Source organism: Peterkaempfera griseoplana, assembly GCF_001418575.1.
GTDB lineage: Bacteria > Actinomycetota > Actinomycetes > Streptomycetales > Streptomycetaceae > Peterkaempfera > Peterkaempfera griseoplana.
Window position 1 is genome coordinate 1 of the sequence record NZ_LIQR01000060.1, and the last position, 22987, is coordinate 22987.

At 73.0% G+C, this 22987-nt stretch carries 21 protein-coding genes; 8 read left to right on the forward strand and 13 right to left on the reverse strand.

What is annotated here, in order from left to right; translation table 11 throughout:
- The first annotated feature begins 236 nt into the window (after positions 1 to 236).
- Positions 237 to 689, forward strand: coding sequence for a DUF3093 domain-containing protein (locus tag AOK09_RS05045; protein ID WP_055585896.1), 453 nt, complete (start codon positions 237 to 239; stop codon positions 687 to 689).
- A gap of 1 nt (position 690) precedes the next feature.
- On the opposite strand, the gene AOK09_RS05050 is transcribed toward AOK09_RS05045, so the two are convergent.
- The 5 genes from AOK09_RS05050 to AOK09_RS05070 all read right to left on the reverse strand — a co-directional run bounded on the left by AOK09_RS05050 (position 691) and on the right by AOK09_RS05070 (position 5504).
- Positions 691 to 1593, reverse strand: coding sequence for a hypothetical protein (locus AOK09_RS05050; protein ID WP_055585897.1), 903 nt, complete (start codon positions 1591 to 1593; stop codon positions 691 to 693).
- Positions 1594 to 1614: 21 nt separating this feature from the next.
- The gene (locus AOK09_RS05055) at positions 1615 to 1914 is read right to left on the reverse strand and encodes a DUF4193 domain-containing protein (RefSeq protein WP_055585898.1); all 300 of its coding nucleotides are present in this window, start codon (positions 1912 to 1914) and stop codon (positions 1615 to 1617) included.
- A 452-nt stretch (positions 1915 to 2366) separates the two neighbouring features.
- Positions 2367 to 3338: an acyl-ACP desaturase gene (locus AOK09_RS05060; RefSeq protein WP_055585899.1), complete on the reverse strand. Its 972-nt coding sequence runs from the start codon at positions 3336 to 3338 to the stop codon at positions 2367 to 2369.
- A 183-nt stretch (positions 3339 to 3521) separates the two neighbouring features.
- Positions 3522 to 4838, reverse strand: coding sequence for a sensor histidine kinase (locus AOK09_RS05065; RefSeq protein WP_079062766.1), 1317 nt, complete (start codon positions 4836 to 4838; stop codon positions 3522 to 3524).
- Between the two features lie 12 nt (positions 4839 to 4850).
- Complete coding sequence (locus AOK09_RS05070) at positions 4851 to 5504, reverse strand: response regulator transcription factor (RefSeq protein WP_055585900.1); 654 nt, start codon at positions 5502 to 5504, stop codon at positions 4851 to 4853.
- A gap of 530 nt (positions 5505 to 6034) precedes the next feature.
- Here AOK09_RS05070 and AOK09_RS05075 point away from each other — a divergent pair.
- Positions 6035 to 6223: a hypothetical protein gene (locus tag AOK09_RS05075; RefSeq protein ID WP_055585901.1), complete on the forward strand. Its 189-nt coding sequence runs from the start codon at positions 6035 to 6037 to the stop codon at positions 6221 to 6223.
- Positions 6224 to 6413: 190 nt separating this feature from the next.
- Here the strand turns inward: AOK09_RS05075 and AOK09_RS05080 are convergent, their stop codons facing one another.
- Both AOK09_RS05080 and AOK09_RS05085 read right to left on the reverse strand, forming a co-directional pair.
- The gene (locus AOK09_RS05080) at positions 6414 to 7211 is read right to left on the reverse strand and encodes an inositol monophosphatase family protein (RefSeq protein WP_055585902.1); all 798 of its coding nucleotides are present in this window, start codon (positions 7209 to 7211) and stop codon (positions 6414 to 6416) included.
- A 172-nt stretch (positions 7212 to 7383) separates the two neighbouring features.
- Positions 7384 to 8532, reverse strand: a complete 1149-nt coding sequence (locus AOK09_RS05085) for a ferrochelatase (RefSeq protein WP_055585903.1) — start codon at positions 8530 to 8532, stop codon at positions 7384 to 7386.
- Positions 8533 to 8657: 125 nt separating this feature from the next.
- Here AOK09_RS05085 and AOK09_RS05090 point away from each other — a divergent pair, with 125 nt between their 5' ends.
- From AOK09_RS05090 to sepH, 3 genes are all read left to right on the forward strand, one after another.
- The gene (locus tag AOK09_RS05090) at positions 8658 to 9896 is read left to right on the forward strand and encodes an MFS transporter (protein WP_055585920.1); all 1239 of its coding nucleotides are present in this window, start codon (positions 8658 to 8660) and stop codon (positions 9894 to 9896) included.
- On the forward strand, positions 9856 to 11196 hold the full coding sequence (locus AOK09_RS05095; protein ID WP_055585904.1) for a D-arabinono-1,4-lactone oxidase: 1341 nt from the start codon (positions 9856 to 9858) through the stop codon (positions 11194 to 11196). Before AOK09_RS05090 ends, AOK09_RS05095 begins: the two co-directional genes overlap by 41 nt.
- Positions 11197 to 11667: 471 nt before the next feature.
- Positions 11668 to 12711 (forward strand): septation protein SepH, encoded by a 1044-nt coding sequence (gene sepH, locus AOK09_RS05100; protein ID WP_055585905.1) that lies wholly within the window; start codon positions 11668 to 11670, stop codon positions 12709 to 12711.
- A 139-nt stretch (positions 12712 to 12850) separates the two neighbouring features.
- Here sepH and AOK09_RS05105 read toward each other — a convergent pair whose 3' ends face one another.
- A complete protein-coding gene (locus AOK09_RS05105; RefSeq protein WP_055585921.1) occupies positions 12851 to 13702 on the reverse strand; it encodes a sulfurtransferase in 852 nt (283 codons plus the stop codon).
- Between the two features lie 346 nt (positions 13703 to 14048).
- Between AOK09_RS05105 and AOK09_RS05110 the strand changes: the two genes are divergently transcribed.
- Complete coding sequence (locus AOK09_RS05110; protein ID WP_055585906.1) at positions 14049 to 14798, forward strand: VOC family protein; 750 nt, start codon at positions 14049 to 14051, stop codon at positions 14796 to 14798.
- A gap of 7 nt (positions 14799 to 14805) precedes the next feature.
- Here AOK09_RS05110 and AOK09_RS05115 read toward each other — a convergent pair whose 3' ends face one another.
- From AOK09_RS05115 to AOK09_RS05130, 4 genes are all read right to left on the reverse strand, one after another.
- The gene (locus AOK09_RS05115) at positions 14806 to 15480 is read right to left on the reverse strand and encodes a thymidine kinase (RefSeq protein ID WP_055585907.1); all 675 of its coding nucleotides are present in this window, start codon (positions 15478 to 15480) and stop codon (positions 14806 to 14808) included.
- 59 nt (positions 15481 to 15539) lie between these two features.
- Positions 15540 to 16745, reverse strand: a complete 1206-nt coding sequence (locus AOK09_RS05120; RefSeq protein ID WP_055585908.1) for an alkaline phosphatase family protein — start codon at positions 16743 to 16745, stop codon at positions 15540 to 15542.
- 19 nt (positions 16746 to 16764) lie between these two features.
- On the reverse strand, positions 16765 to 17355 hold the full coding sequence (locus tag AOK09_RS05125) for a DUF5998 family protein (protein ID WP_055585909.1): 591 nt from the start codon (positions 17353 to 17355) through the stop codon (positions 16765 to 16767).
- Positions 17356 to 17696: 341 nt separating this feature from the next.
- A complete protein-coding gene (locus tag AOK09_RS05130; protein ID WP_055585910.1) occupies positions 17697 to 20540 on the reverse strand; it encodes a bifunctional acetate--CoA ligase family protein/GNAT family N-acetyltransferase in 2844 nt (947 codons plus the stop codon).
- Positions 20541 to 20656: 116 nt separating this feature from the next.
- On the opposite strand from AOK09_RS05130, the gene AOK09_RS05135 reads away from it, so the two are divergent.
- Entirely contained in the window at positions 20657 to 20935 is a 279-nt protein-coding gene (locus tag AOK09_RS05135) for an HPr family phosphocarrier protein (protein WP_055585911.1), read from the forward strand.
- Positions 20936 to 21364: 429 nt separating this feature from the next.
- On the opposite strand, the gene AOK09_RS05140 is transcribed toward AOK09_RS05135, so the two are convergent.
- On the reverse strand, positions 21365 to 22264 hold the full coding sequence (locus AOK09_RS05140) for an SDR family oxidoreductase (protein ID WP_055585912.1): 900 nt from the start codon (positions 22262 to 22264) through the stop codon (positions 21365 to 21367).
- Positions 22265 to 22350: 86 nt separating this feature from the next.
- Between AOK09_RS05140 and AOK09_RS05145 the strand changes: the two genes are divergently transcribed.
- A complete protein-coding gene (locus AOK09_RS05145) occupies positions 22351 to 22908 on the forward strand; it encodes a TetR family transcriptional regulator (protein ID WP_055585913.1) in 558 nt (185 codons plus the stop codon).
- The last annotated feature ends 79 nt before the right edge of the window (positions 22909 to 22987 follow it).

Here is a 22987-nt window from a genome sequence, read left to right on the forward strand (position 1 = left end):
GGCGTACGGGGGGCCGGGCGTCGGGCGGCGGGGTGGTCGCGGGCCGTGCCTCGGCCTCGCTACCGCCCCGTCGGCCTTCCGCCCCTGGTGCAGTTGGTCCGGTCACAGGCGTTGACCCTACCTCCGGCCGCCCGGCCCGGCTCACCCGCACACCGCGGCGGGCGCGGCGGTGTGCGGGGGCAGGCCGCAGCGGGGCCGGACGCCGGGTTCCGGGCGGGGACGCCCACAATGGAGCCATGTACGACGAACGCCTCACCGCGCCCCGGTCCTGGTGGCTGCTTCCGGTCGCGACCGGCATCTGCCTCGGACTCATCCTGCTGCGCTTCGGGCCGGTCCCGGCCGCGATCGGACTGGTCGCGGGAGTGGTGCTCAGCGCCGCGGCACTGAGCAGCTACGGGTCGGCCCGTATCCGGGTGGTGCAGGGCTCGCTGGTCGCCGGGGAGGCCCGGGTGCCGGTGGAGGCGCTGGGCCAGGCCTGGCCGCTGGACCGCGCGGAGACCGTCGCATGGCGCACGGCCAAGGCGGACCCGCGCGCGTTCATGCTGCTGCGCAGCTATGTGCCGACGGCGCTGCGGGTGGAGGTCAGCGATCCGCAGGATCCGACGCCGTACCTGTACCTGTCCACGCGCGCCCCGGAGCAGCTCGCTGCGGCCCTGGAGGCAGCCCGCGCGGGGCAGCGGCCCGGCTGAGTCAGCGCGGCCGGGAGCGGGCCCGTGAGGGAGTTTCCGGGGGCTGGGCGCGGGCCCAGTAGCCGGGGTCCGGGGGGACCCTCCTGCGCAGGTCGTTGCGGACCTGGTCGGAGAGCCTGCGGGTGTCGCGGCTGTTGATGGTGGCGCCGATGCCCGCGCCGATCAGCAGCGGGGTCAGGGTGGGGACCTTGCGCAGGGTGCTGCGGGTGAGCCGGCGGCGCAGCTGCTGCTTGAGCTCGCCGCTGAGACGCAGCGCGGCCATGCCCACCGGCCTGGTGAGGTCGATGCCCCGGCGGTTGGTCCAGGCGTTGACATAGGCGCTGGCCCGGTCGGTGACGCCGCCCTGGGCGCGCATCCCGTACACCTCGTGCAGTTCGGCGATGAGTTTGACCTCGATGCCGGCGACCGCCAGGGTCTCCGCGGCGATCTCCACCGCCATGGCGGGCGGGGTGGGGAGCATGGCGACGGCTCCCACGCCGGCCCCGATGCCGGCCGATGCCTTGACGGCCCCGGCGGTGAGCCGGTCGGCGAGCTGTTCGGGGTCGGTCGCCCCCGGGTGCTGGGCACGCAGGGTCGCCAGATCGCGCACCGGGATGCGGGGGGCGGCGTCGAGCAGCCGGTCCGCAAGGGTGCGTACGCCGAGCACGGTGCCCTGTGCGGCGGTGCGCCCGCCGCGCCCGAGCACTCCGGCCAGTGCGCCTGCGAGCGAGGCCAGACGCTGCCGGCCTCGCTCGCGACGGTGGGACGGCTCCGCTTCGGCGGTACCGTCCCATTGCTCCATCTCCGCGGCGATCGACGCAATCTCGTCCGCCGCCTCTTCGGCCGCCCGATCGGCGACCTCACCTGCCTCCGGTCCGGGTTTCCGGAACCAGTCGGCGCTGCTGAGTCTCCGGATGCGTGCCATGACTCTCCGGTTACCCGCCGATCAGGCGGCGCAGTCCCGGCAGATGGGGTTGCCGTTCTTCTCCGAGGCCAGCTGGCTCCGGTGGTGGACCAGGAAGCAGCTCATGCAGGTGAACTCGTCCGCCTGGCGCGGCAGCACCCGGACGGACAGCTCCTCGTTTGAGAGGTCTGCGCCGGGCAGTTCCAGCCCTTCCGCCTGCTCGAACTCGTCGACGTCGACAGAGCTCGACGACTTCTCGTTCCTGCGGGCCTTCAGTTCCTCGATGGAGTCCTCGTTGAGGTCGTCATCGGTCTTGCGTGGGGTGTCGTAGTCGGTTGCCATCTCGCACTCCCCCTCCGGGTGTCTGCGGTATCTCCAGCGCACGTAACGCATGGGGGGCCGGTCTTGTGCCCGACCCGAGGCGGAGATTTTGCCTTACTTCAAGGCCTGTTACTCAATCGACACCCAACCGCACCCCCGAAGAGGTGATCGCATCCGGTGTCGGTGGAGGGTCACGGGGGGCTGCGGGGGTGCTGCCGCGCAGGTCCCACTGCACACTTACCGTGATGATGGCCTGGGGAAACGTCTCACCGGAAACCGCCGCGAAAGCCCCTAATCCCGGGCCCTGCCGATCAAGCCGCCCCGCCGGGGGGAGTGCGGGGGGCGATTCCTGGTCACGTTGGGTGATATTGTCCGGCGCAGCGTCGCTGGCGAAGCGCATTCGTACGGTCACTCCCCGTCAGGGACTGTGACCTTACTCACCATACCGTGCTGTCCGGACAAAGGGTGAGAAATCACGCCGGTCCCCGGGCTGCCCTCCGTGCCAGCAGGGCGGCGCGCCGCTCGTCGAAGCGGGTCGCCTGGGTGTCCAGGCCGTCCAGGAACGCCCCCAGCTCCTCCTGGGCGCGCGTTCCCTCGGGGCCGAGGTCTCCCCGCTCCATCACCTTCAGATAGCGCACAACGGGCTGCAGCACGTCGTCGAGGTGGATGCGCAGGTTGTAGACGCCGCCGATGGCGATCTGGGCCGCCGCGCGCTCGAAGCCCGGCATTCCGTGGCCCGGCATCCGGAAGCCGGTCACCACGTCGGCGACGGCGCGCATGGCCTGGTCCGGGGCGATCTCCAGGGCGGCCAGCAGCAGGTTCCGGTAGAAGACCATGTGCAGGTTCTCGTCGGTGGCGATCCGGGCCAGCATCCGCTCGCACACCGGGTCGCCGGAGAAGGTCCCGGTATTGCGGTGGGAGATCCGGGTGGCGAGTTCTTGGAACGCGACGTACGCCACCGAGTGCAGCATGCTGTGCCGGTTGTCGGACTCGAAGCCGGCCGACATGTGGTCCATCCGCGCCCGCTCCAGCGCCACCGGGTCGACGGCGCGGGCGGTCAGCAGGTAGTCGCGGATCGCGATGCCGTGGCGCCCCTCCTCGGCCGTCCAGCGGTGCACCCAGGTCCCCCAGGCGCCGTCCCGGCCGAACATGGTCGCGATCTCGTGGTGGTAGCTGGGGAGGTTGTCCTCGGTCAGCAGGTTGACCACCAGGGAGACCCGGCCGACGTCGGTGAGCCCCGAGTGCTCCGGGGACCAGGCCTCGCCGCCCATCACCCCGTCGAAGTCGCGCCCCCGGCTCCACGGCACGTACTCGTGCGGCATCCACTCCTTGGCGACCTTGAGGTGGCGGTTGAGCTCCTGCTCGACGACCTCCTCCAGGGCGTGCAGCAGCCGTACGTCGGTCCAGGCGGTGGATGCGCTGGGGTGTGCGGGGGCAATGGTCACGGGGGCGGGCTCCTGGGTAGGCAGGGACGTACCTACGGGGCCGTAGGTTACGCCACCGTAAGTTGAAGCCGCCGGAAATGACAAGCGGCTGCGTCACGATCCCTGGCGGGCATGACGGCGCCCCCGGAGGCGCGTCGGCACCTCCGGGGGCGCAGGACGGCTCCAGGGCCGTCGGCGGGCCTCTCAGGCCCCGGGAATGCGCACCCGCATCTGGAGTCCGCCTCCGGGCCGCGGAACGGCCTCGATGGCACCTCCGTGGGCCCGTACCACCGAGCGCACGATGGAGAGCCCCAGTCCGACCCCCTTGTCGCTGCGGGTCCGCTCGGCGCTCTTGACCCGCCGGAACGGCTCGAAGATGTGCTCCATCTCGTACCCGGGGATGACCGGACCGGTGTTGGACACCACCAGCTCCCCGGCCCCGCCCGGGACCACCTCGGTGGAGACCTCCACCCAGCCGTCGGGCACGTTGTAGCGCACCGCGTTCTGGATCAGGTTGAGCGCGATCCGCTCCAGCAGCACGCCGTTCCCCGAGACCGTCGCGGCGCCGAGCGCGGCCCGCAGCTCCACCTGGCGGGTCGCGGCCTCCGTCCGGGTCTGCTCCAGGGCCTGGGAGGCCACCTCGGAGAGCTCCACCGGGCGCCGGTCGACCAACTCGTTGTCGCTGCGGGCGAGCAGCAGCAGGCCCTCCACCAGCTGCTCGCTGCGCTCGTTGGTGGCCAGCAGGGTCTTGCCGAGCTGCTGCACGTCCGGCGAGGCTTCGGGGTCCGAGAGCTGCACCTCCAGCAGGGTGCGGTTGATCGCCAGCGGGGTGCGCAGCTCGTGGGAGGCGTTGGCGACGAACTTGCGCTGCGAGTCGAAGGACCGGTCGAGCCGGTCCAGCATCTCGTCGAAGGTGTCGGCCAGCTCCTTGAGCTCGTCGTCCGGGCCGTCCAGCTCGATCCGGCGGTGCAGATCGGATCCGGCCACCTCACGGGCGGTACGGGTGATCTTGCCGAGTGGGCGGAGCACCCGGCCGGCCACCGCGTAGCCCAGGGCGAAGGCGGCCACCGCCAGTCCGACCAGGACGGTGATGGACTTGCGCAGCAGGGTCTCCAGGGCGGCGTGCTGGGCCTGGGACTGCCAGGCGGCGATCTGCTCCTGGAACTGGTGCGGGGTCCATGACTGCCCGGTCTGCGAGTTCACCACCACGGTGTTCTCCGGGATGGTGGTCATCGGCAGCTGGGCGCCGGTCTGCAGCGCCTGGCGGGCCAGCATGTAGATCACCAGCACCAGCAGCACCCCGGCCATCAGGAACATCCCGCCGTAGAGCAGGGTCAGCCTGATCCGGATCGTCGGGCGGAAGGGCAGCCAGCGCAGCCCGGCGCCCGGGTAGTAGGTCTCGGGCGTCCTGGGCGGCTCGGCGGGACGCGGGGGGTGGTCCGGATGCGGCGGCGTCGGAACGGGGTCACGGCGGGGCACGGCGGTGGAACCGCCGGTCGGGGCGGACGGTGGGGTGGCCATGGTCGTCCCCTGTCAGATCCGGTAGCCGGAGCCGGGCACCGTGACGATCACGGCGGGCTCCCCGAGCTTGCGGCGCAGTGTCATCACGGTGACCCGGACGACATTGGTGAACGGGTCCGTGTTCTCGTCCCAGGCCTTCTCCAGCAGCTGCTCGGCGGAGACCACCGCGCCGTTGGCACGCAGCAGCACCTCCAGCACCGCGAACTCCTTGGGTGCCAGCTGCACGGGGCGGCCGTCACGGGTGACCTCGCGGCGGCCGGGGTCGAGGGAGATGCCGGAGCGCTCCAGTACGGGCGGCAGCGCGGCCGTGGTGCGGCGGCCGAGGGCCCGCACCCGGGCCACCAGTTCGCTGAAGGCGAACGGCTTGGGAAGGTAGTCGTCCGCGCCGAGCTCCAGTCCCTCCACCCGGTCGCTGATGTCGCCCGCGGCGGTCAGCATGATCACCCGGGTCGGCAGACCCGAGTCGACCACGGCCCGGCAGACGTCGTCGCCGTGCACCAGCGGCAGGTCGCGGTCCAGGACGACCACGTCGTAGTCGTTGACGCCGACCCGTTCCAGGGCGGCCTCGCCGTCGTACACCACGTCCACCGCCATCGCCTCGCGGCGCAGTCCGGTGGCGACGGCTTCGGCGAGCAGCTGCTCGTCCTCGACGACGAGTACCCGCACGGCGGCCTTCCTTCCCTTCGAGGCCGGGGGTGGTGGCGGCCACCGCCCCCGGCTGTGCGATCCGGTCCGCCGGGTCCGTCCCTGCGTGCCTGCACACACGGGCAGGCCGGCGTCCGGGCTGCGGGACCGGGGGGCCCGGCGGCCGGACGGACGGCTCCGACGGTGTCACCATCCTGCCTCTTCGAGGTGTAAAGCAGTGGTAAGCGGGCATCCACGAGAACGCAGCGACCTCAGCGAACGCGGTCGGCCCGGCCGGTACGGCAGGGGCTCTCGGCATTTCCCCGGCACTTGAGGTTTCCCTGAGCTTCGGGGTGGGGAGGACGACTGCAACCCGCGATCACGCCGTCCGGCGGCGTATCGCACCCGCCCGCTGTGCGGCACTCCGCACCGGGTGAGGGACATAACGTTCGCGGTCACGGCCTCCGAGGCCGGGACCGTACCGGGAGCCGCCACCTGGTGGAGCACTCCCCGGTCCCCACGCCGTATCCCGAAAGCCCGGGGTCGCCCGACATCCCATAGGGGGTCTGCCGATGGACGCCTTCACCGCCGGCATCCTGCAGCGCATACGGAAGACCGAGCAGGATCTCAACCGAGCCCTGGAGTCCGGTGACGACTTCCTGGCCGAGGTCGAGCAGTCCGAACTCGACGATCTGCGCCGGCTGGCGGCCGAGCACGGCGTCAGCGTGGCAGCAGGCGAGGCGCTGCCCAGGACCGCCTGAGCACCACCCGCACACCGAGGAGACCCCGGACGCGCCGCTGCGTCGTCCGGGGTCTCGCACGTCCGACGGCTCTACGCGTGTTGCGGGCCCACTCCGGCCGCCCACGGTCGGGGGCGCCGTGCCGCAACCTGGGCGGCGTACCCGTACGTGCCGCGCCGCTGTGGCGGCGGCGCGGCTTGGGGCGCGCGGGTCAGTCGTGCCAGGCTCCCAGGTCCTCCAGTAGCCCCTGGAGCGGTTCGAAGACCCCGGGCGCGGCGGTGACGGTGAGTTCACCGGAAGGCTCCAGGCCCGGCCGGCCGCCCGATACCGCGCCCGCCTCGCGGGCGATCAGCACCCCCGCGGCCATGTCCCACGGGTGGAGGCCGCGCTCGTAGAAGGCGTCCAGACGGCCGCAGGCGACATCGCAGAGGTCGACCGCCGCGGCGCCCCCGCGGCGGATGTCCCGCACCTGGGGGATCAGGGCCCGGACCACCTCCGCCTGGTGGTCCCGGACGTGCTGCACATAGTTGAAGCCCGTGCAGACCAGGGCCTGGCCCAAGGGGGGCGCCGGACGGCAGGTGATGCGCTGCCCGTTGCGGTACGCGCCGTCACCCACCACGGCCTGGAAGGTCTCGCCGCGCTCCGGCACCGCCACCACTCCCACCACCGCCCGGCCGTCCACCTCCGCCGCGATGCTGACCGCCCAGGCGGGCAGGCCGTAGAGGTAGTTGACCGTGCCGTCCAACGGGTCGAACACCCAGCGGACACCGGTGGTGCCCGAGCGGCTGGCGCCCTCCTCGCCGAGCATGCCGTCGTCCGGACGGCGGGCCGAGATCAGCTCCACGATCAGCTTCTCCGAGGCGGTGTCCATCTCGGTCACCACGTCCACGGGGCTGCTCTTGGTGGCGGCCACCCCGAGGTCCGCCGGGCGGCCGTCGCGCAGCAGCGCACCGGCCTCCCGGGCCGCTTCCAGGGCGATGTCGAGAAGCTCGCGATGGAGCGGGTTCATGGGGCGGTCCTCCAGGGACGGGTTCCTACAGGGGCGGACGCACGGACGGGCACCGGCACGACGGGCACCGGCACGAGCAGGCACAGGGACGGACGGACACAGGGGCGGACGCAGGGACGGTCGCGGGCGGGGACAGGCGCGGACCGGCGCCGGCGGCGCGGGGCCGGAGCGCTCAGGCGCCGGCCGCGGCGGGCCGCGGGCCCCGCGGGTTGGGGCAGCAGTCGGCCGGGCAGACGTCATGGGCCGCGCCCAGCGCCCCGAAGGCGCACCGGGCGGGACTGGCGCCCCGCTCACCGGCCGCACGCTCCAGCACCAGTTCGCGCACCGCGGCGACGAACCGGGCGTCCGAGCCCACGGTCGCGGCACGGGCCACCGGCAGACCGAGCTCCTCCGCCTTCGCGCGGGCCTCCGTGTCAAGGTCGTACTTGACCTCCATGTGGTCGGAGACGAAGCCGATCGGCACCATGACCGCGGCGGGGGCGCCCTCCCGGTGCAGGGCCTCCAGGTGGTCGCAGACGTCCGGCTCCAGCCAGGGGATGTGCGGGGCGCCGCTGCGGCTCTGGTAGACGAGCTCCCAGGGGCGGCCGATGATCCCGGTCGCCTCCGCGACCGCGCCCGCAACCAGGCGGGCGACGTCCAGGTGCTGGGCGACGTAGGCGCCGCCGGGCGTGCCCCGGGCGGGGTCGTCGGGCGCGCCGGAGGTCTCGGCCATCGCGGTGGGGATGGAGTGGGTGGTGAAGACGAGGTGGGCGGTGTCCCGCACCTCCTCCGGCAGCTCGGCCAGGGCTTCCAGGGTGTTCTCCACCATGGGCCCGACGAACCCGGGGTGGTTGAAGTAGGCCCGCAGCTTGTCGATCCGCAGCTCGGGCGCGCCCTCCTCGCGCAGCTGCGCCAGGGCGTCGGCGAGGTTCTCCCGGTACTGGCGGCAGCCGGAGTAGCCGGCGTAGGCGCTGGTGGTGAGGGTGAGGATGCGCCGGTGACCGGCTGCCGCCAGCTCCCGGAGGGTGTCCACCAGATAGGGAGCCCAGTTGCGGTTGCCCCAGTGAACGGGCAGATCCAGGCCGTGGCTCTCGAACTCCTTGCGCAGGGCGGCGAGCAGCTCGCGGTTCTGCTCGTTGATCGGGCTGACACCGCCGAACAGGAAGTAGTGCTGCCCCACCTCGGCCAGCCGTTCCCTGGGGATGCCCCGGCCGCGGGTGACGTTCTCCAGGAACGGCACCACGTCGTCCGGGCCCTCGGGCCCGCCGAAGGAGAGCAGCAGCAGGGCGTCGTAGGGCGCGACGTCGTTCAGGGCGCCGCCGGGTGTGCGCGAGTCGGACATGACACCGATCCTGCCACTGCGCGGCTCCGCTGCCACGGCAGGGCTCGTCAGGCAAATCGTTTGCCGTGCTACGTAAGCTGTGTGGGCCAGCCACATTCCTTACACGCGGAGCACCCGTGCCGTCCCTGCTGTCGACCTACCGCCAGATCTTCGCCGCACCCGGCAGTCTGGCCTTCTCCACCACCGGCCTGGTCTCCCGGTTGCCCATCTCGATGACCGGCATCGGCATCGTCACGATGCTCGCCCAGCTGCGGGGCAGCTACAGCCTGGCCGGGGCGGTCTCGGCGACCCTGGCGCTGGCGGCCGCGGCGCTGGGCCCGCAGGTCTCACGGCTGGTGGACCGGTACGGCCAGCGGCGGGTGTCGCTGCCCGCGGTCGCGCTGAGCATGGCGGCGACGGCCGCGATGCTGCTCTGCGCCCGGCTCGGGGCGCCGGACTGGACGTTCTTCCCGAGCGCCGCGGGGATGGCCGTGATGCCCAGCGTGGGGTCGATGGTGCGGGCCCGCTGGGCCCACCTGTACCGCGGCGATCCGTCGAAGCTGCACACCGCGTACGCCTTCGAGGCGGTGATGGACGAGGTCTGCTTCATCGTCGGGCCGATCCTCTCCATCGGGCTGGCCACCTCGCTCTTCCCCGAGGCGGGGGTGCTGCTGTCGGGGGTCTTCCTGACGGTGGGGACGCTGCTGTTCACCGCGCAGCGGCGTACCGAGCCGCCGGTGCACCCACGGGAGCAGCACGAGGGCGGTTCCGCGATCCGCAGCCGGGGGCTGCAGGTGGTGGTGCTGACCTTCGTCGCCACCGGCGGGATCTTCGGCTCGGTCGAGGTGGTGACCGTGGCCTTCGCCCAGGAGCACGGCCACACGGCGCTCTCCAGCGTGGTGCTGGCGGTCTACGCCTGCGGGTCGGGGGTGGCCGGGATCGTCTTCGGGGCGCTGCGGCCCACCGGCCCCATGTCCCGGCGCTTCCTGGTGGGCGTGTCGGTGATGGCGGTGAGTATGCTCCCGCTCCTACTGGTAGGAAACCTCGTGGCCCTGGCGGTGGCGCTGTTCGTCGCCGGGCTGTCGATCTCCCCGACCATGGTCACCACCATGGGCATGGTGGAGCGGCTCGTACCCGCCGCCAAGCTCAACGAGGGACTGACCTGGACGATCACCGGACTGGCCGTCGGAGTCGCGGCCGGTTCGTCGGTCGGCGGGTGGACGGTGGACCGGGCGGGGGCGTCGACCGGGTACTGGGTACCCGTGACGGCCGCCCTGGTCGCCGCGGTCACGGCGTTCCTCGGGTCGCGCCGGCTGCGGTCGGCGCAGGAGCAGGAGGCAGAGCGTGTCGGAGTCGGGGAGCCGCAGCCGCAGCACCATCCTTGAGCGGGCCCGCTGGACGAACTGGGCGGGGAACCAGAGCGCCAGTCCGGCCAGGGTGGTCGCACCCGCCTCCACCGCCGAGCTGGCGGAGGCGGTGCGGCAGGCCGCGGCCGAGGGGCTGACGGTCAAGGCGGTCGGCTCGGGGCACTCCTTCACCTCCATAGCCTCGGCCGAGTCCGGGGTGCTGGTGCGGCCGGACCTGCTGACCGCGGTACGCGGGATCGACCGCGAGGCGGGCACCGTCACCGTGGAGTCGGGGCTGCCGCTGGAACAGCTCAACCGGGTGCTGGAAGCGGCCGGGCTCTCGCTCACCAACATGGGCGACATCATGGTGCAGACCGTCGCCGGGGCGACCAGCACCGGAACCCACGGCACCGGCCGCGACTCGGGTTCGCTGGCGGCGCAGATCCGCGAGCTGGAGATCGTGCTGGCGGACGGTACGGTCACCACCTGCTCCGCCGAGGAGAACGCCGAGCTCTTCCAGGGCGCCCGGCTGGGTCTGGGGGCGCTGGGCGTGGTGAGTGCGATCACCTTCGGGGTGGAGCCGCTGTTCCTGCTCACCGCCCATGAGAAGCCGATGCGCTTCGACGAGGTGCTGGCGGACTTCGAGGATCTGGCGGCGGTGAACGAGCACTTCGAGTTCTACTGGTTCCCGCACACCGACCGGTGCAGCACCAAGCGGAACAACCGCAGTCAGGGGCCCGCCACCCCGCTTCCGCGGTTCCGGGAGTGGCTGGACGACGAGTTCCTGTCAAACACGGTGTGGGAGGGCGTCTGCCGGGTGGGCCGGCGTTTCCCGGCTGCCATTCCGGCGATCGCGCAGGTCGCCAGCCGGGCCTGGTCGGAGCGCAGCTATACGGACACCGCGTACAAGGTTTTCACCAGCCCGCGGCGGGTGCGCTTCATCGAGATGGAGTACGCGGTGCCGCGGGCCGCCGCCACCGAGGTGCTGCGGGAGCTGCGGGAGCTGGTGGAGCGCTCCGACTGGCGGATCAGCTTCCCGGTGGAGGTGCGTGTCGCCCCCGCGGACGACCTGTGGCTCTCCACCGCCGGTGGCCGGGACACCTGTTACATCGCGGTCCACCTGTACCGGGGGACCACCGACCCGGGTTACTTCTCGGCGGTCGAGCGCATCATGACGGCACATCAGGGCCGTCCGCACTGGGGGAAGCTGCACACCCGCGACGCCGAGTACCTGACGTCGGTGTACCCGCGGTTCGGAGACTTCCTCGCGCTGCGCGACCGGGTGGACCCCGAACGCCGGTTCGGTAACGGCTATCTTCGCAGGGTCCTCGGCGACTGACCGATTCCATGTGCAGTCTGTCCGCAATGAAGGACAGTGGTGGCGAATACTGCGCTCCATTTGGCCGAAAGATGTGAAGATGATCACCGTCCACCGGTCGGCGGTCGGCCATCGGAGTGGCGGCCCTTGAGATTCCACGGAATCGCGGGAGACTTGAGCGGCGAGCCGAGCCTCCGCGGCGCCACGAATGGAGTACTGTTCGTGGAGCCTGGCCGCAGGCTGCCCGACAACCCGCCACCCGGCGGCAGGGCGGACGGCGGAGGAGATGGAGGGCGGCACTCGTCCCGGGGCCGCCGGCTCCCGGTGCACGAGCGGGAGTGAACCGGTGCGGCGCCGACCGGCGGTGTCGCAAAGAGGTAACCGTGCCACAAGGGCGTGCCGAGGCCAAGGTCCGACACGCCGGAGAAGTCTGCAATGTTGTGGCCAGCCGCCCGTCGGCAGGCCACACTCGTTACGGGAGCAGCGACGCAGGTGACGTCGGCAGGCACCACCCGGGAGGTAACCGTGCCCGAACTGCGTGTCGTGGCTGTCAGCAATGACGGCACACGGCTGGTGCTCAAGGCTGCCGACAGCACGGAGTACACCCTTCCCATCGACGAGCGGCTGCGTGCCGCGATCCGGGGCGACCGTCCCCGGCTGGGGCAGATCGAGATCGAGGTGGAGAGCCACCTCCGCCCCCGCGACATCCAGGCGCGCATACGTGCCGGAGCCTCCGCGGAGGAGGTCGCCCAGCTGGCCGGGATCTCGGTGGACCGGGTCCGCCGTTTCGAGGGTCCGGTGCTGGCGGAGCGGGCGTTCATGGCGGAGCGGGCGCGCAAGACTCCCATCCGCCGGCACGGCGAGTCCACCGGTCCGCAGCTCGGTGACGCGGTGATGGAGCGTCTGATCCTGCGCGGCGCCGAGAAGGACAGCGAGCGCTGGGACTCCTGGCGGCGCGACGACGGCACCTGGGACGTGGTGCTGCAGTACCGCGCCGACGGCGAGGTGCGCAGCGCCGGCTGGACCTATGACCCGCCACGCCGGTTGGTGCAGCCCAACGACGACGAGGCCCGGGCGCTGATCGGCGAGTCCCCGGAGCGCGGCGGCGAGGACCCGGTCTTCCCGTTCGTGCCGCGGATCGCCCGGCTGCCGCAGGAGCGCACCGCCCGGCCCGCACTGGAGCGGCCCTCCGCGGACCGGATCATGGAGCGTCCGGTGGCCGAGGCCCGCGACTCGCTCACCAGCCTGCTGGATGTGGTGCCCAACTTCCGGGGCGACCTCGTGGTCGGTCCCGCGGAGGAGACGGCGGAGCAGGAGGCGGCGGAGGAGCCCGCGGCGGCTCCTGCGGCCAGTGCGGGTGCCGGCTCGGCGTACGCGGACATCCTGATGCCGCGGGCGGTCTCCCCGCACCGCGACCGGCTGGTCGGGACCACCGACCGGCAAGCGGAGGCGGACGGGGTGCGTCCGGGGCGGCGGGCCACGGTGCCCAGCTGGGACGAGATCGTCTTCGGCAGCCGCCGCAAGAAGCAGGACTGAGCGGACGGCTGCGGCGCGGAACCCCGGTGCGGGGTCCCGCGCCGCAGCTGCGCCCGGGGCCCCGGGGCCCGGCCGCTCCTCCCCCGGGTGCGAGGGGCCCGGTGTGAGCCGGGGGTCCCGCGCCGAGGCAGGCCGGGAATCAGCCGGGCAGCGGTCCGGTGGCCGCCGGGCGGGCCGGGTCCGCGCTCCACTCGCTCCAGGAGCCGGGGTAGAGGGCCGCCCGGAACCCTGCCGCCTCCAGTGCCAGCACCTGGTGTGCGGCGGTGACTCCTGAACCGCAGTAGACGCCGGTCTCGGTGCCGGCCACACCGAGGTCGCGGAAGCGGGCGGCGAGCTTCTCCGCGGGCAGGAACCGCCCGTCCTCCATCAGGTTGCCCGTGGTGGGCGCGCTGACCGCACCCGGGATGTGCCCGGCCCTGGGGTCGACCGGCTCCACCTCGCCCCGGTAGCGCTCCCCCGCACGTGCGTCCAGCAGCAGCCCCGAGCGGGCCAGCCGGGCTGCCGCGTCGGCGTCCAGCACCGGCATCCCCCCGGTCACCGGGGTGAAGTCGCCGTTCCCGTGGCCGGGGGTGTCGGTGGACAGCGGCAGCCCCTGCGCGGTCCAGGCGGCCAGGCCGCCGTCGAGCACCCGCACCGAGGGGTGTCCGGCCCAGCGCAGCAGCCACCAGGCCCGCGCCGCGGAGGTGGCCGGCCCGGCGTCGTACACCACCACGTCCCGTCCGGCAGACACCCCGGCCCGGCGCAGCGCCTGCGCCAGCACCCCGGGGTCGGGCAGCGGATGGCGGCCGTGCGCCCCGGGCGGCGCGGCGAGCTCCCGGTCGAGGTCGACGTAGTGCGCGCCGGGCAGGTGCCCGGCGCGGTACTCCTGCTCTCCGGGCGGGCCTCCGAGCTGCCAGCGGACATCGAGCAGCGCTGGAGGCACGGGGCTCCGCAGGGCCTCGGCGAGTTCGCCCGCCGTGATCAGGGGGTAGGGAGTCTGGTGGCTGTCCATGGCCACATTGTGCTCCGCGGCGGCGACACCGCGCGGTCAACGGTGTGGACGCCGTGTCACACCGCCTGTCGCACACCGTTCGTCGTTCACGGTTCCTTGTTCAGGTTTCCTTGTTCCGGTTTCCTTGTTCACGGTTCCTCGTTCACCGCTCCTCGCACGCCGCACGACCGTCCCCTGCAGATGCCCTCAAGCATGTGGCTTCTAGGATGGCGTTCTTCGCAAGTCGTTCTTTTCGCGCTCTTTGCCCGGGTGCCCAGCGCGGCCCGGGGAGCGGACGGGCGGATGATGGCACCATCCGTCCCGGTGTCCACGTACGCCGGCCGGTACGCCCTGGAGGAGCCTGCAGATGACCGATGCCAGAACCCTGTCCGCCCAGGGGAGCCCCTGCTGGGTGAGCCTGATGGCCCGCGACCTCGACACCGCCGGGGAGTTCTACGGAGCCCTGCTGGGCTGGGAGTTCAAGGGCGGCCCGACCGGGCTCGGCCCCTATGTGCGCGCGACGCTGAACGGGGCGCCGGTGGCCGGCCTGGGCGTGGCACCGGCCGGCTTCCCCGTGGAGTGGACCACCTACTTCGCGGCCGACAGCACCGACGGGACCGCACAGCGCATCCGCGAGTGCGGCGGCACGGTGGCCGTGGGCCCCGTGCAGGCGGAGGGCGCCGGCCGGCTGGTGATCGCCTCCGATGTGTCGGGGGCGGTGTTCGGGGTGTGGGAGGGTCAGGAGCACTCGGGCTGGCAGGCGGTGGACGTGCCCGGTGCGCCGTCCTGGACGGAGCTGATCACCCCCGACCTCGACGGAGCCGCGTTCTTCTACGGCTCGGTCTTCGGACAGGCCGTGGAGCGGCGGGGCCCGGACGCGGTGCTGATGGTGGACGGCAGCGTGGTGGCCGGGATCAGGGGGGCGACGGAGCTGCGCGGCGGGCCGCCCCGGTGGCGGGTCTACTTCGCGGTGACCGACGTGGAGGAGGCGGTGCAGCGGGCCGTGGAGTTGGGCGGGCGGCTGCTGGTGGAGCCGTCGGACTCCCCCTACGGTCGCTACGCACGGCTGCTGGACCGGGAGGGCGGCCGTTTCTCCCTGGTGGAGCGAGGAAACTGACGCGCGATCAGTTGACGGCGGCGGCGTCCCGGTCGCCGGACTCGAAGGGCAGTACGTCGGGGGAGAGTGCGGCGGCGCGGGCGCCCGCGGCGGTCATCCGCCGCCGGTGGTGGCGGCGGCAGAGCACCTCGTAGCCGACCTCGTCACTGCTCGCGGCGACGTCCCCGACGACGACCTGGGCGCCCTCCACCACCATCACCCCGCCGACGGTGCGGGCGTTGTGGGTGGCGCGGGAGCCGCACCAGCACAGCGCCTCGACCTGGAGTACCTCGACCCGGTCGGCAAGCTCGATCAGCCGCTGCGAGCCGGGGAAGAGCCTGGTGCGGAAGTCGGTGGTGATGCCGAAGGTGTAGACGTCGATGTCCAGCTCGTCGACCAGCCGGGCCAGCTGGTCCACCTGCTGCGCCGCGAAGAACTGGGCCTCGTCGCAGATCAGGTAGTCGACCCGGCCGCCGCCGGAGAGCAGCTGGACGACATGGCTGTGGAAGTCCAGGTCGTCGGTCACCTCGACCGCTCCGGTGGCCAGGCCGAGCCGGCTGGAGAGGGTGGCCGCGCCGGCCCGGTCGTTGCGGGTGAAGATGATGCCCTGCCGGCCGCGGGCGGCGTGGTTGTGGTCCATCTGCAGGGCAAGGGTCGACTTGCCGCAGTCCATCGTCCCCGAGAAGAACACCAGCTCGGCCATCGGAGGTGCGGAAACCTTTCTTGTGAGGACGCGGGAGGGAGGAGGAGCGCGGCGGCGGGTCAGCCGCCGCGGACCTCCAGCAGCGGTACGTGCTGCTCGGCGGGGGTCATGGAGCCGTGCAGGCCGACCATCGCGGACTCGTTGGGCTCGGTACGGGAGGCGGTCACCGCGACGTCCGCGCAGGCCGCAGCCACCACGTCGCCGATCCGCCGGTACACCCGCTCCTCGACGACCGGGCCGAACCAGCCCGCCTCGATCGCCTGGTCCCGGGTGGCGACCCACATCCGGTCCCCCAGCACCTCGCTCCACACCGCGAACACGTCGGCGGCAGCGCCGGGCACCGCGTAGACGTGCCGGGCACGGCCCTCGCCGCCGAGCAGCGAGACCCCGGCGCCCAGCTCCCAGTCCTCGTCGAAGTCGATCCGGTCCTCCGGAGCGATGTCGATCATGCCGTGGTCGGCGGTGACATACAGCGCGGAGCGCGGCGGCAGCTGCTCGGCGAGCCGCCTGACCAGCCGGTCCACGGTGTTGAGCATCATCCGCCACTCGTCGGAGTCCACGCCGTGCCGGTGGCCCATGCCGTCCAGCTCGCTGACATAGGTGTAGACCAGAGCACGGTCGGAGTCCGCCAGCCGCTCGGCGGCCAGGTCCATCCGCTCCTCACCGGTGTAGCGGCCCAGGAAGGTGCCACCGGAGAGCGCCACCCGGGTGAGCGGGGTCTGGGCGAAGAGCGGCGAGGTCACCTGGCAGGTCTCCACACCGGACAGCTGCACCCGCTCGAAGACGGTCGGGTGCGGCTGCCAGCTGTGCGGGTCCACCGGCGGCTGCCAGCGCAGCTGGTTCATCAGCCGGTCCTCGCCGGGGATGACCACGGTGTAGCCGGCCAGTCCGTGGACACCCGGCGGCAGCCCGGTGCCCACCGACGCCAGACTGGTCGCGGTGGTCGACGGGAAACCCGCCGTCAGCGGTCTGCCGGTACCGCCCAGGGAGGTGCCCAGCAGCGAGGTGAGGAACGGCGCGTACTCGGGGTGGGCGCGCAGCAGCTCCCAGCCCAGTCCGTCGACCAGGAACACGCACACCCGGTCGGCGGGCTCCAGCAGCAGACCCGGTTCGGCGCCGGAGTAGGGCGCGACCCCGAGCCCGGCGGCGAGCGCGGGCAGCAGGTCGGAGAGCGAGGCGGTGCCGTACGCGGGCGCGGGCGCCGACGCGGGGTCGAGGATCTCGAACGGCTCGGACGGAGGCGGTAGGCGGAGCGAACTCGTCATGGGGTGGTGCGGTCCGGCCTCATGCGCCCTGCGCGACGGTGGCCTCGGAGAGCGCCTGGGCGAAACGCAGCGCCTCGGCGACCGTCTCCGGGCCGTCCCCTGCCTCGCTCACCCGCAGCGACAGGTCGTCGGCGGTGGCGGAACCGGTGTAGCCGTGGTCGGCGTCGCAGTTGGGGTCGGAGCAGCCCGCGGGCTCCAGGTCCAGACGCTGAACGGCGCCCCAGCCGATGGTGAGCACCACCTCGCGGGGCAGGGTGCCCGGGGTGTACGTCTCCGGGTTGGCCACCACGCGGCTGAGCACCACCGAGGAGATCCGGCCCAGCCGCACACTCTCCGTGGAGGTGGTCGCATACGGCACCGGGGAGGTCTCGTCGGCGGTCTGCTCGTCGGTGTGGCTGACCACGAAGCGGGTGGCGGTCAGCACCAGCACGGTCACATGCCGTCGCACCTCGTTGGCGTCGAACGTGGTCTCCTGGTGGACCAGGTACGAGCTGATCGGCTCGGTGCCCACCGCGGACTCCACCGCCTCCGAGACCAGGGCGGGGTAGTAGCCGCTGCGCTCGATCGCCGTGCGCAGGCCCTGCGTGGTGGTCGTACCGGTCTTCGCCATATCTCCATCCTGGCATGCCCGGACGCGGTTCCGTGCCGCGTGGGCACAGCGGCGTCGGGATCGTCCGGGAGTTGGGGGCTGCGCCGCCCCGAAAGATTACAGCGTGGCCGCACACCCGGCCCCGGACCGCGAACGCCCGGCCGAACCCCGGCCCGGAGCACGGGCGGCATGACCGCCGGTGGACTTACGGCCGGTCGGCCGGGCTCACCGGGGGCCCCGGCGGGGCCTACGGGCATAGCCCGCGTCAGGCTCCGGGGCGGGTACCGAGGTGGAATCCGGGCCGGGTTCCGGGCCGGTCCTGAGCGCCACCCCGGCCGAGCCGGCGCCGGGCGGTGCCCCGGTCAGAGGGTGGACATGGCGCGGGGGCCGAGGTCGCTGCGCGCGGGCTGGGGGGCGACCCGGACCCGGGCGGCCAGCACGGTGAGCCCCCGCGGCGCGACCACCACCGGCTCCAGCTCGACGGACGCCACCTCGGGCAGATCGTCGACCAGCCGGGAGACCCGCAGCAGCAGCTCCTCCAGCGCCGCGGTGTCCACCGGGTCCGCCCCGCGCCAGCCGAAGAGCAGCGGCGCAGCCCGGACCTCGCGCACCAGCTCGGCGGCATCCCGGTCGGTGGCGGGCAGCAGCCGGTGGGCGACATCGCCGAGGAGTTCCGCGGGCGCACCGGAGATCCCGAAGGAGAGGATCGCGCCCACCGCGGGATCGACGGCCGCGGAGACCACGGTGTCCACCCCGCGCGGCGCCATCGGCTGCACCACCAGCTGCGACTGGGTGGCGCTGCCGAGCAGTTCGGCCATCTCCCGGTGGGCACGGCGCAGCTCTGCCTCACCGGTCAGGTCCAGGCGGACACTGCCCAGGTCCGGGCGGTGCCGCAGATGGCCGGCGGTGGCCTTGAGGGCGACGGGGTAGCCGAGGGTGGCTGCCGCGCGGGCGGCGGTGTCCTCGTCGGGGGCGGGCAGGGCACGGACCACATGGATGCCGTAGTCGGCGAGCAGGGCGGCGGCAGCGTCGTCGTCCAGGGTGATCCTGGCTCCGGGCTGGGTGCGGGCGGCCGCGGCGGTGCGGGTGGCCAGCGCCGCCTCGACCCGGGCCCTGGCGGCGGCCTCATCGATGCCGTCCAGCTCGGGGACGCGGGCGGAGCTCTCGGCGGCGACGGTGGCGCGGCGCCACTCGGCGTAGCGGACGGCGTGCGCCAGTGCCCGCACTGCGCGTTCCGGCGCGGGGTACGCGGGAACGGTGCCGGGCTGAAGGACACCGGCGTCGTCGCGGCGGCGCAGCCTGGCGGGGAGGTCGGCGAGGGCGAGGTGGGCGAGCAGCAGCGGCTTGCCGGCGGCCTGCGCCCGGTCGGTGGCCTCGCTGAGGGCTTCGGCGACGGCGGGCGCGTCGGAGGTGAGCTCGGGGTCCCCGTCGGTGGTGCCGAAGAGGGTGGAGCCGGGGAAGCCCGGGGTGCCGATGGGCGGGATGACCACCGTGATCACCGCGTCCACGGCGGGGTCGTCCAGGGCGGTGGCCAGGGCGATCCGGAAGTGGTCGCCGGTGGCCGCGGTGGTGAGGTCGACCGGGGGGCGGGGACGCAGTCCGGCGCTGAGGCAGGCGTCATGGGTGAGCAGGGCGAGGGAGTCGGAGTTGCCCACGACGGCGATCCGGTCGCCGCGCGGCAGCGGCTGGTAGGCCAGGAGTTCACCGGTGTCGAAGAGTTCGGTGATGGTGTCCACCCGGATCACACCGGCCTGCTGGAAGAGGGTGTCCACCGTGCTGTCGCGCAGCGCGGAGGCGGTGGCCGGTACGGCGTGTCCGGGCGGGACGCTGCCGGTGTGACGGCCCCCCTTGACCACCACGACGGGTTTGGAGGCGCCGATCCGGCGGGCGATGCGGGTGAACTTGCGGGGGTTGCCGAAGGACTCCAGGTAGAGCAGCACGATCCGGGTGGCCGGGTCCTCCTCCCAGTACTGCAGCAGGTCGTTGCCCGAGACGTCGGCACGGTTGCCCACCGAGGCGAAGCTGGAGACGCCGATGGAGCGGTGGTGTGCGCTCTCCAGCAGCGCCGCCCCGATGGCTCCGGACTGGCTGAACAGGCCGAAGCCTCCGGCGCCGGGCAGCAGTGGGGAGAGCGAGGCGTTGAGCGGGGCTTCGGGCGCGGTGTTGATCAGGCCGAAGGCGTTGGGGCCGATCACCCGCATACCGGCGGCGCGGGCCTGCCGGACCAGCTCGCGCTGCTCCTCGCGGCCTTCGGGGCCGGTCTCGGCGTACCCCGCGGTGACCACGACCAGCCCCTGCACCCCGTTCGCCCCGCAGTCCGCGACGGTGGCCGGGACGGCCGCGGCGGGGACGGCGAGCACCGCCAGGTCGACCGGTCCGGGGATGTCCCGTACGGAGCGGTGGACCGGCAGGCCGTCCAGCACGGTGCCGGGCGGGGCCGCGCTGTTGACGGCATGGACCTCTCCCGGGAATCCCGAGGCCAGCAGGTCGCGCAGCAGGGTGCGGCCGACGGCTGCGGGGTTGCGGGAGGCCCCGACGACGGCGACCGACCGGGGGGAGAGCAGCCGTTGCACGGACCGTGCCTCGGCGCGATGCTCTCTGGCGCGCATCACCGCGAGGGAGGCCTCGGTGGGCTCCAGATCGAACTCCAGATGGACGATCCCCTCGGCGAAACTGCGCTGCTGGGTGTAGCCGGCGTCCGTGAACACCTTGATCATCTTGCGGTTCTCCGGCAGCACCTCGGCCGCGAAGCGGCGGATGCCGCGTTCCCGGGCGACCGCGGCAATGTGCTCCAGCAGGGCCGAGGCGACACCGCGGCCCTGGTGGGCGTCCTGCACCAGGAAGGCGACCTCCGCCTCGGACGCGCCGGAGTCGGCGCCGGCCGGGCGTCCGTCGGCGTCGATCCGGTCGTAGCGGACCGTGGCGATGAACCGGTCGCGGACGATGGCGGCCAGGCCTACCCGGTTGAGGTAGTCGTGGTGGGTGAACCGGCGCACGTCCCGGTCGGACAGCCTCGGGTAGGGCGCGAAGAAGCGGAAATACTTCGACTGGTCGGAGACCTGGCCGTAGAACTCCACCAGCCGCTCCGCGTCGTCCGGCCTGATGGGGCGGATGCGCGCGGTGCCGCCGTCACGCAGGAGGACGTCGGCCTCCCAGTGCTGGGGGTAGGTTCGCTCGGGATCGCCGGGTACCGGAGTCTCGTCCACCCGGCCAGGCTATCCGGGGCCGGGCGCCGGGGCCGCTCCGTACGCGGGCCGGGCACCGCCGTGCAACACTGGTCTAGACAACATGGCCGCCACGGCCGCACCGGGAAGGCATCCTCATGGCTGAGCGCCGCGTCACCGTCGGATGGGCCGAGGGCCTGCATGCCCGCCCCGCGTCGATCTTCGTCCGGGCCGCCACCACCCTCGGCGTGCCGGTGACCATCGCCAGGCCTGACGGGACCCCGGTCAATGCCGCCTCCATGCTCGCGGTGATGACGCTCGGCGCCCACCACGGCGACGAGGTCGTCCTCGCCTCCGACGCCGACACCGCCGACCCGGCCCTGGAGCGCCTGGCCCGTCTCGTGCAGGGCGGACTGGACGCCCTGCCCCCTCTCTGACGCTTCATCAGAGTAGCGGCGCGGGAACGGAGACGGCGCACCGGCTCCGGCCCACGTCGCCACCTGACGCCGGCGGTCGTTCCGGTCGCACGGCCGCAGCCTCGACCAGGTCGCGCACCACCCGACAGCCCCGGCGATCGGCACGCGGCGTAGGCGGATCACCGCGGCACCCGCCCCGCCCGAAGCGGTTCACCGGGCGGACGGACGGCCCTGGCTAGCGCTCCCCTCGCCAGGACCGATTCCCTGGCCGTCCGCCACCTGGAGTGGCGGACGGCCCGGCGGGTGCCCGATATCCCCGACGGGCAGGTCTCTCATCGGCGGGGCGGCCCAGAGCATCGGCGGTCGCGACGGCCGACGGCTCGCCGACACCCCCAAATCCCCGTGAACACCCGACCGGGGCAGCGGGCGATCGGCCGGAGCCGCCCACGGTCACTGCGGCAGCGCATAGGCTCCGGCGGCGATGTCCTCGAGGAGGGTCGGTCCGGTCGGCGTCCAGCCGAGCAGCTCCTGGGTGCGGGCGCTGGACGAGGCGACGTCCATGCCGAAGAACCGTCCGATCCAGCCGAAGTGGGCCTCGGCGTCCTCCGGCGCGACCGACACCGTCGGCAGGCCCAGGTAGTCACCGATGGCTGCGGCGATGTCACGGGAGGGGATACCGCTCTCGGCCACCGCGTGCATCCGCGAACCCGCCGGCGCCTTCTCCAGCGCGAGCCGCACCATCCGCGCGGCGTCCGAGCGATGCACGGCCGCCCAGCGGGTCGAGCCGTCACCGACGTAGCCGGCCGCCCCTCGTTCCTTCGCGATCTGCGTCAGTACCGCGGTGAAGCCGTGGTCGCCCATGCCGTGCACGGTCGGGGAGAAGCGCAGCGCGACCGCACGGACACCCCGCCCGGCGTAGGACAGAGCGAGGTTCTCGCTGCCGCCGCGCATTGAGTCGGCGCCGTGGAACGGCGACGCGTCGTCTTCTGTGGACAGCCTGCCGGTGGCGCCCAGGGCGAGCCCGGAGGCGAGCAGGAAGGGCCGGTCGCTGCCTTCGAGGGCGTCGAGCATCCGCTTGACGGCGGTGTGTTCGCTGCGCCCAGCACCGACGTAGTCGGAGAAGTCGTGCTTGAAGGCCAGGTGGATGACACCGTCGGCGGCCCCGGCCGCCGAGGCGAGGCTGTCGGGGTCGTCGAGGCTGCCGCGATGGGCGGTGGCGTCCTTGGCCTCCAGCGCGGCGGCCGCCTCGTCGGAACGGGCGAGCCCGACGACCTTGTGGCCGTGGGCGAGCAGTTCGTCGGTGACAGCCGAGCCGATCCAGCCGGAGGCACCGGTGACAAAGACGCGCATGACGGACTTCCTTCCACAGGCATGTCAGTGAATGACATCGAAGCTAGCACACCATGTCAGTCCCTGTCATCGCTACACTCCTCAGCATGGGTCGCTGGATGCCGGACGCGCGCGGACGAATGATCCGCTCCGCGATGGAACTCTTCGCCGAGCGCGGCTTCGAGCAGACCACCGCGGGCGACATCGCCGAGCGCGCCGGGGTCACCGAGCGCACCTTCTTCCGGCACTTCACCGACAAGCGCGAGGTCCTCTTCGACGGTTCCGCCACCATGGAGCGGACGGCGCACGACGCGATCCTGGCGGCGCCCGCCGACCTCTCGCCGCTCGAAGCGGCGCTGGCCGGAGTGGTCGCCGGCGCGGACCTGCTCTCGGACGTACGCGACCACGCCGTTCGCCGCTCCCGCATCATCTCGGCCAACCCGGCCCTGCAGGAGCGCGAGCTGCTGAAGATGGCGGCGATGGTGGACTCGACCACAGAGGCGCTCCGCACGCGCGGCGTGACCGATCCGGCAGCCGGCCTGGCGGCCCACAGCGCGGTGACGGTCTTTCAGATCGCCTTCAGCCGCTGGGTCTCGACGGAGGAGCCGCCCGAGATCTTGGGCTGCATCGAGGAGACCGCGGCAGCGCTGCGCGCGCTGAAGTGACCGACCCGGGTCCCGGTCCGGTGCCGGATGGCGCCCAGGTCCGTGTGACGTGCTCGCATGCGGTCCGGGCAGGCCGCGG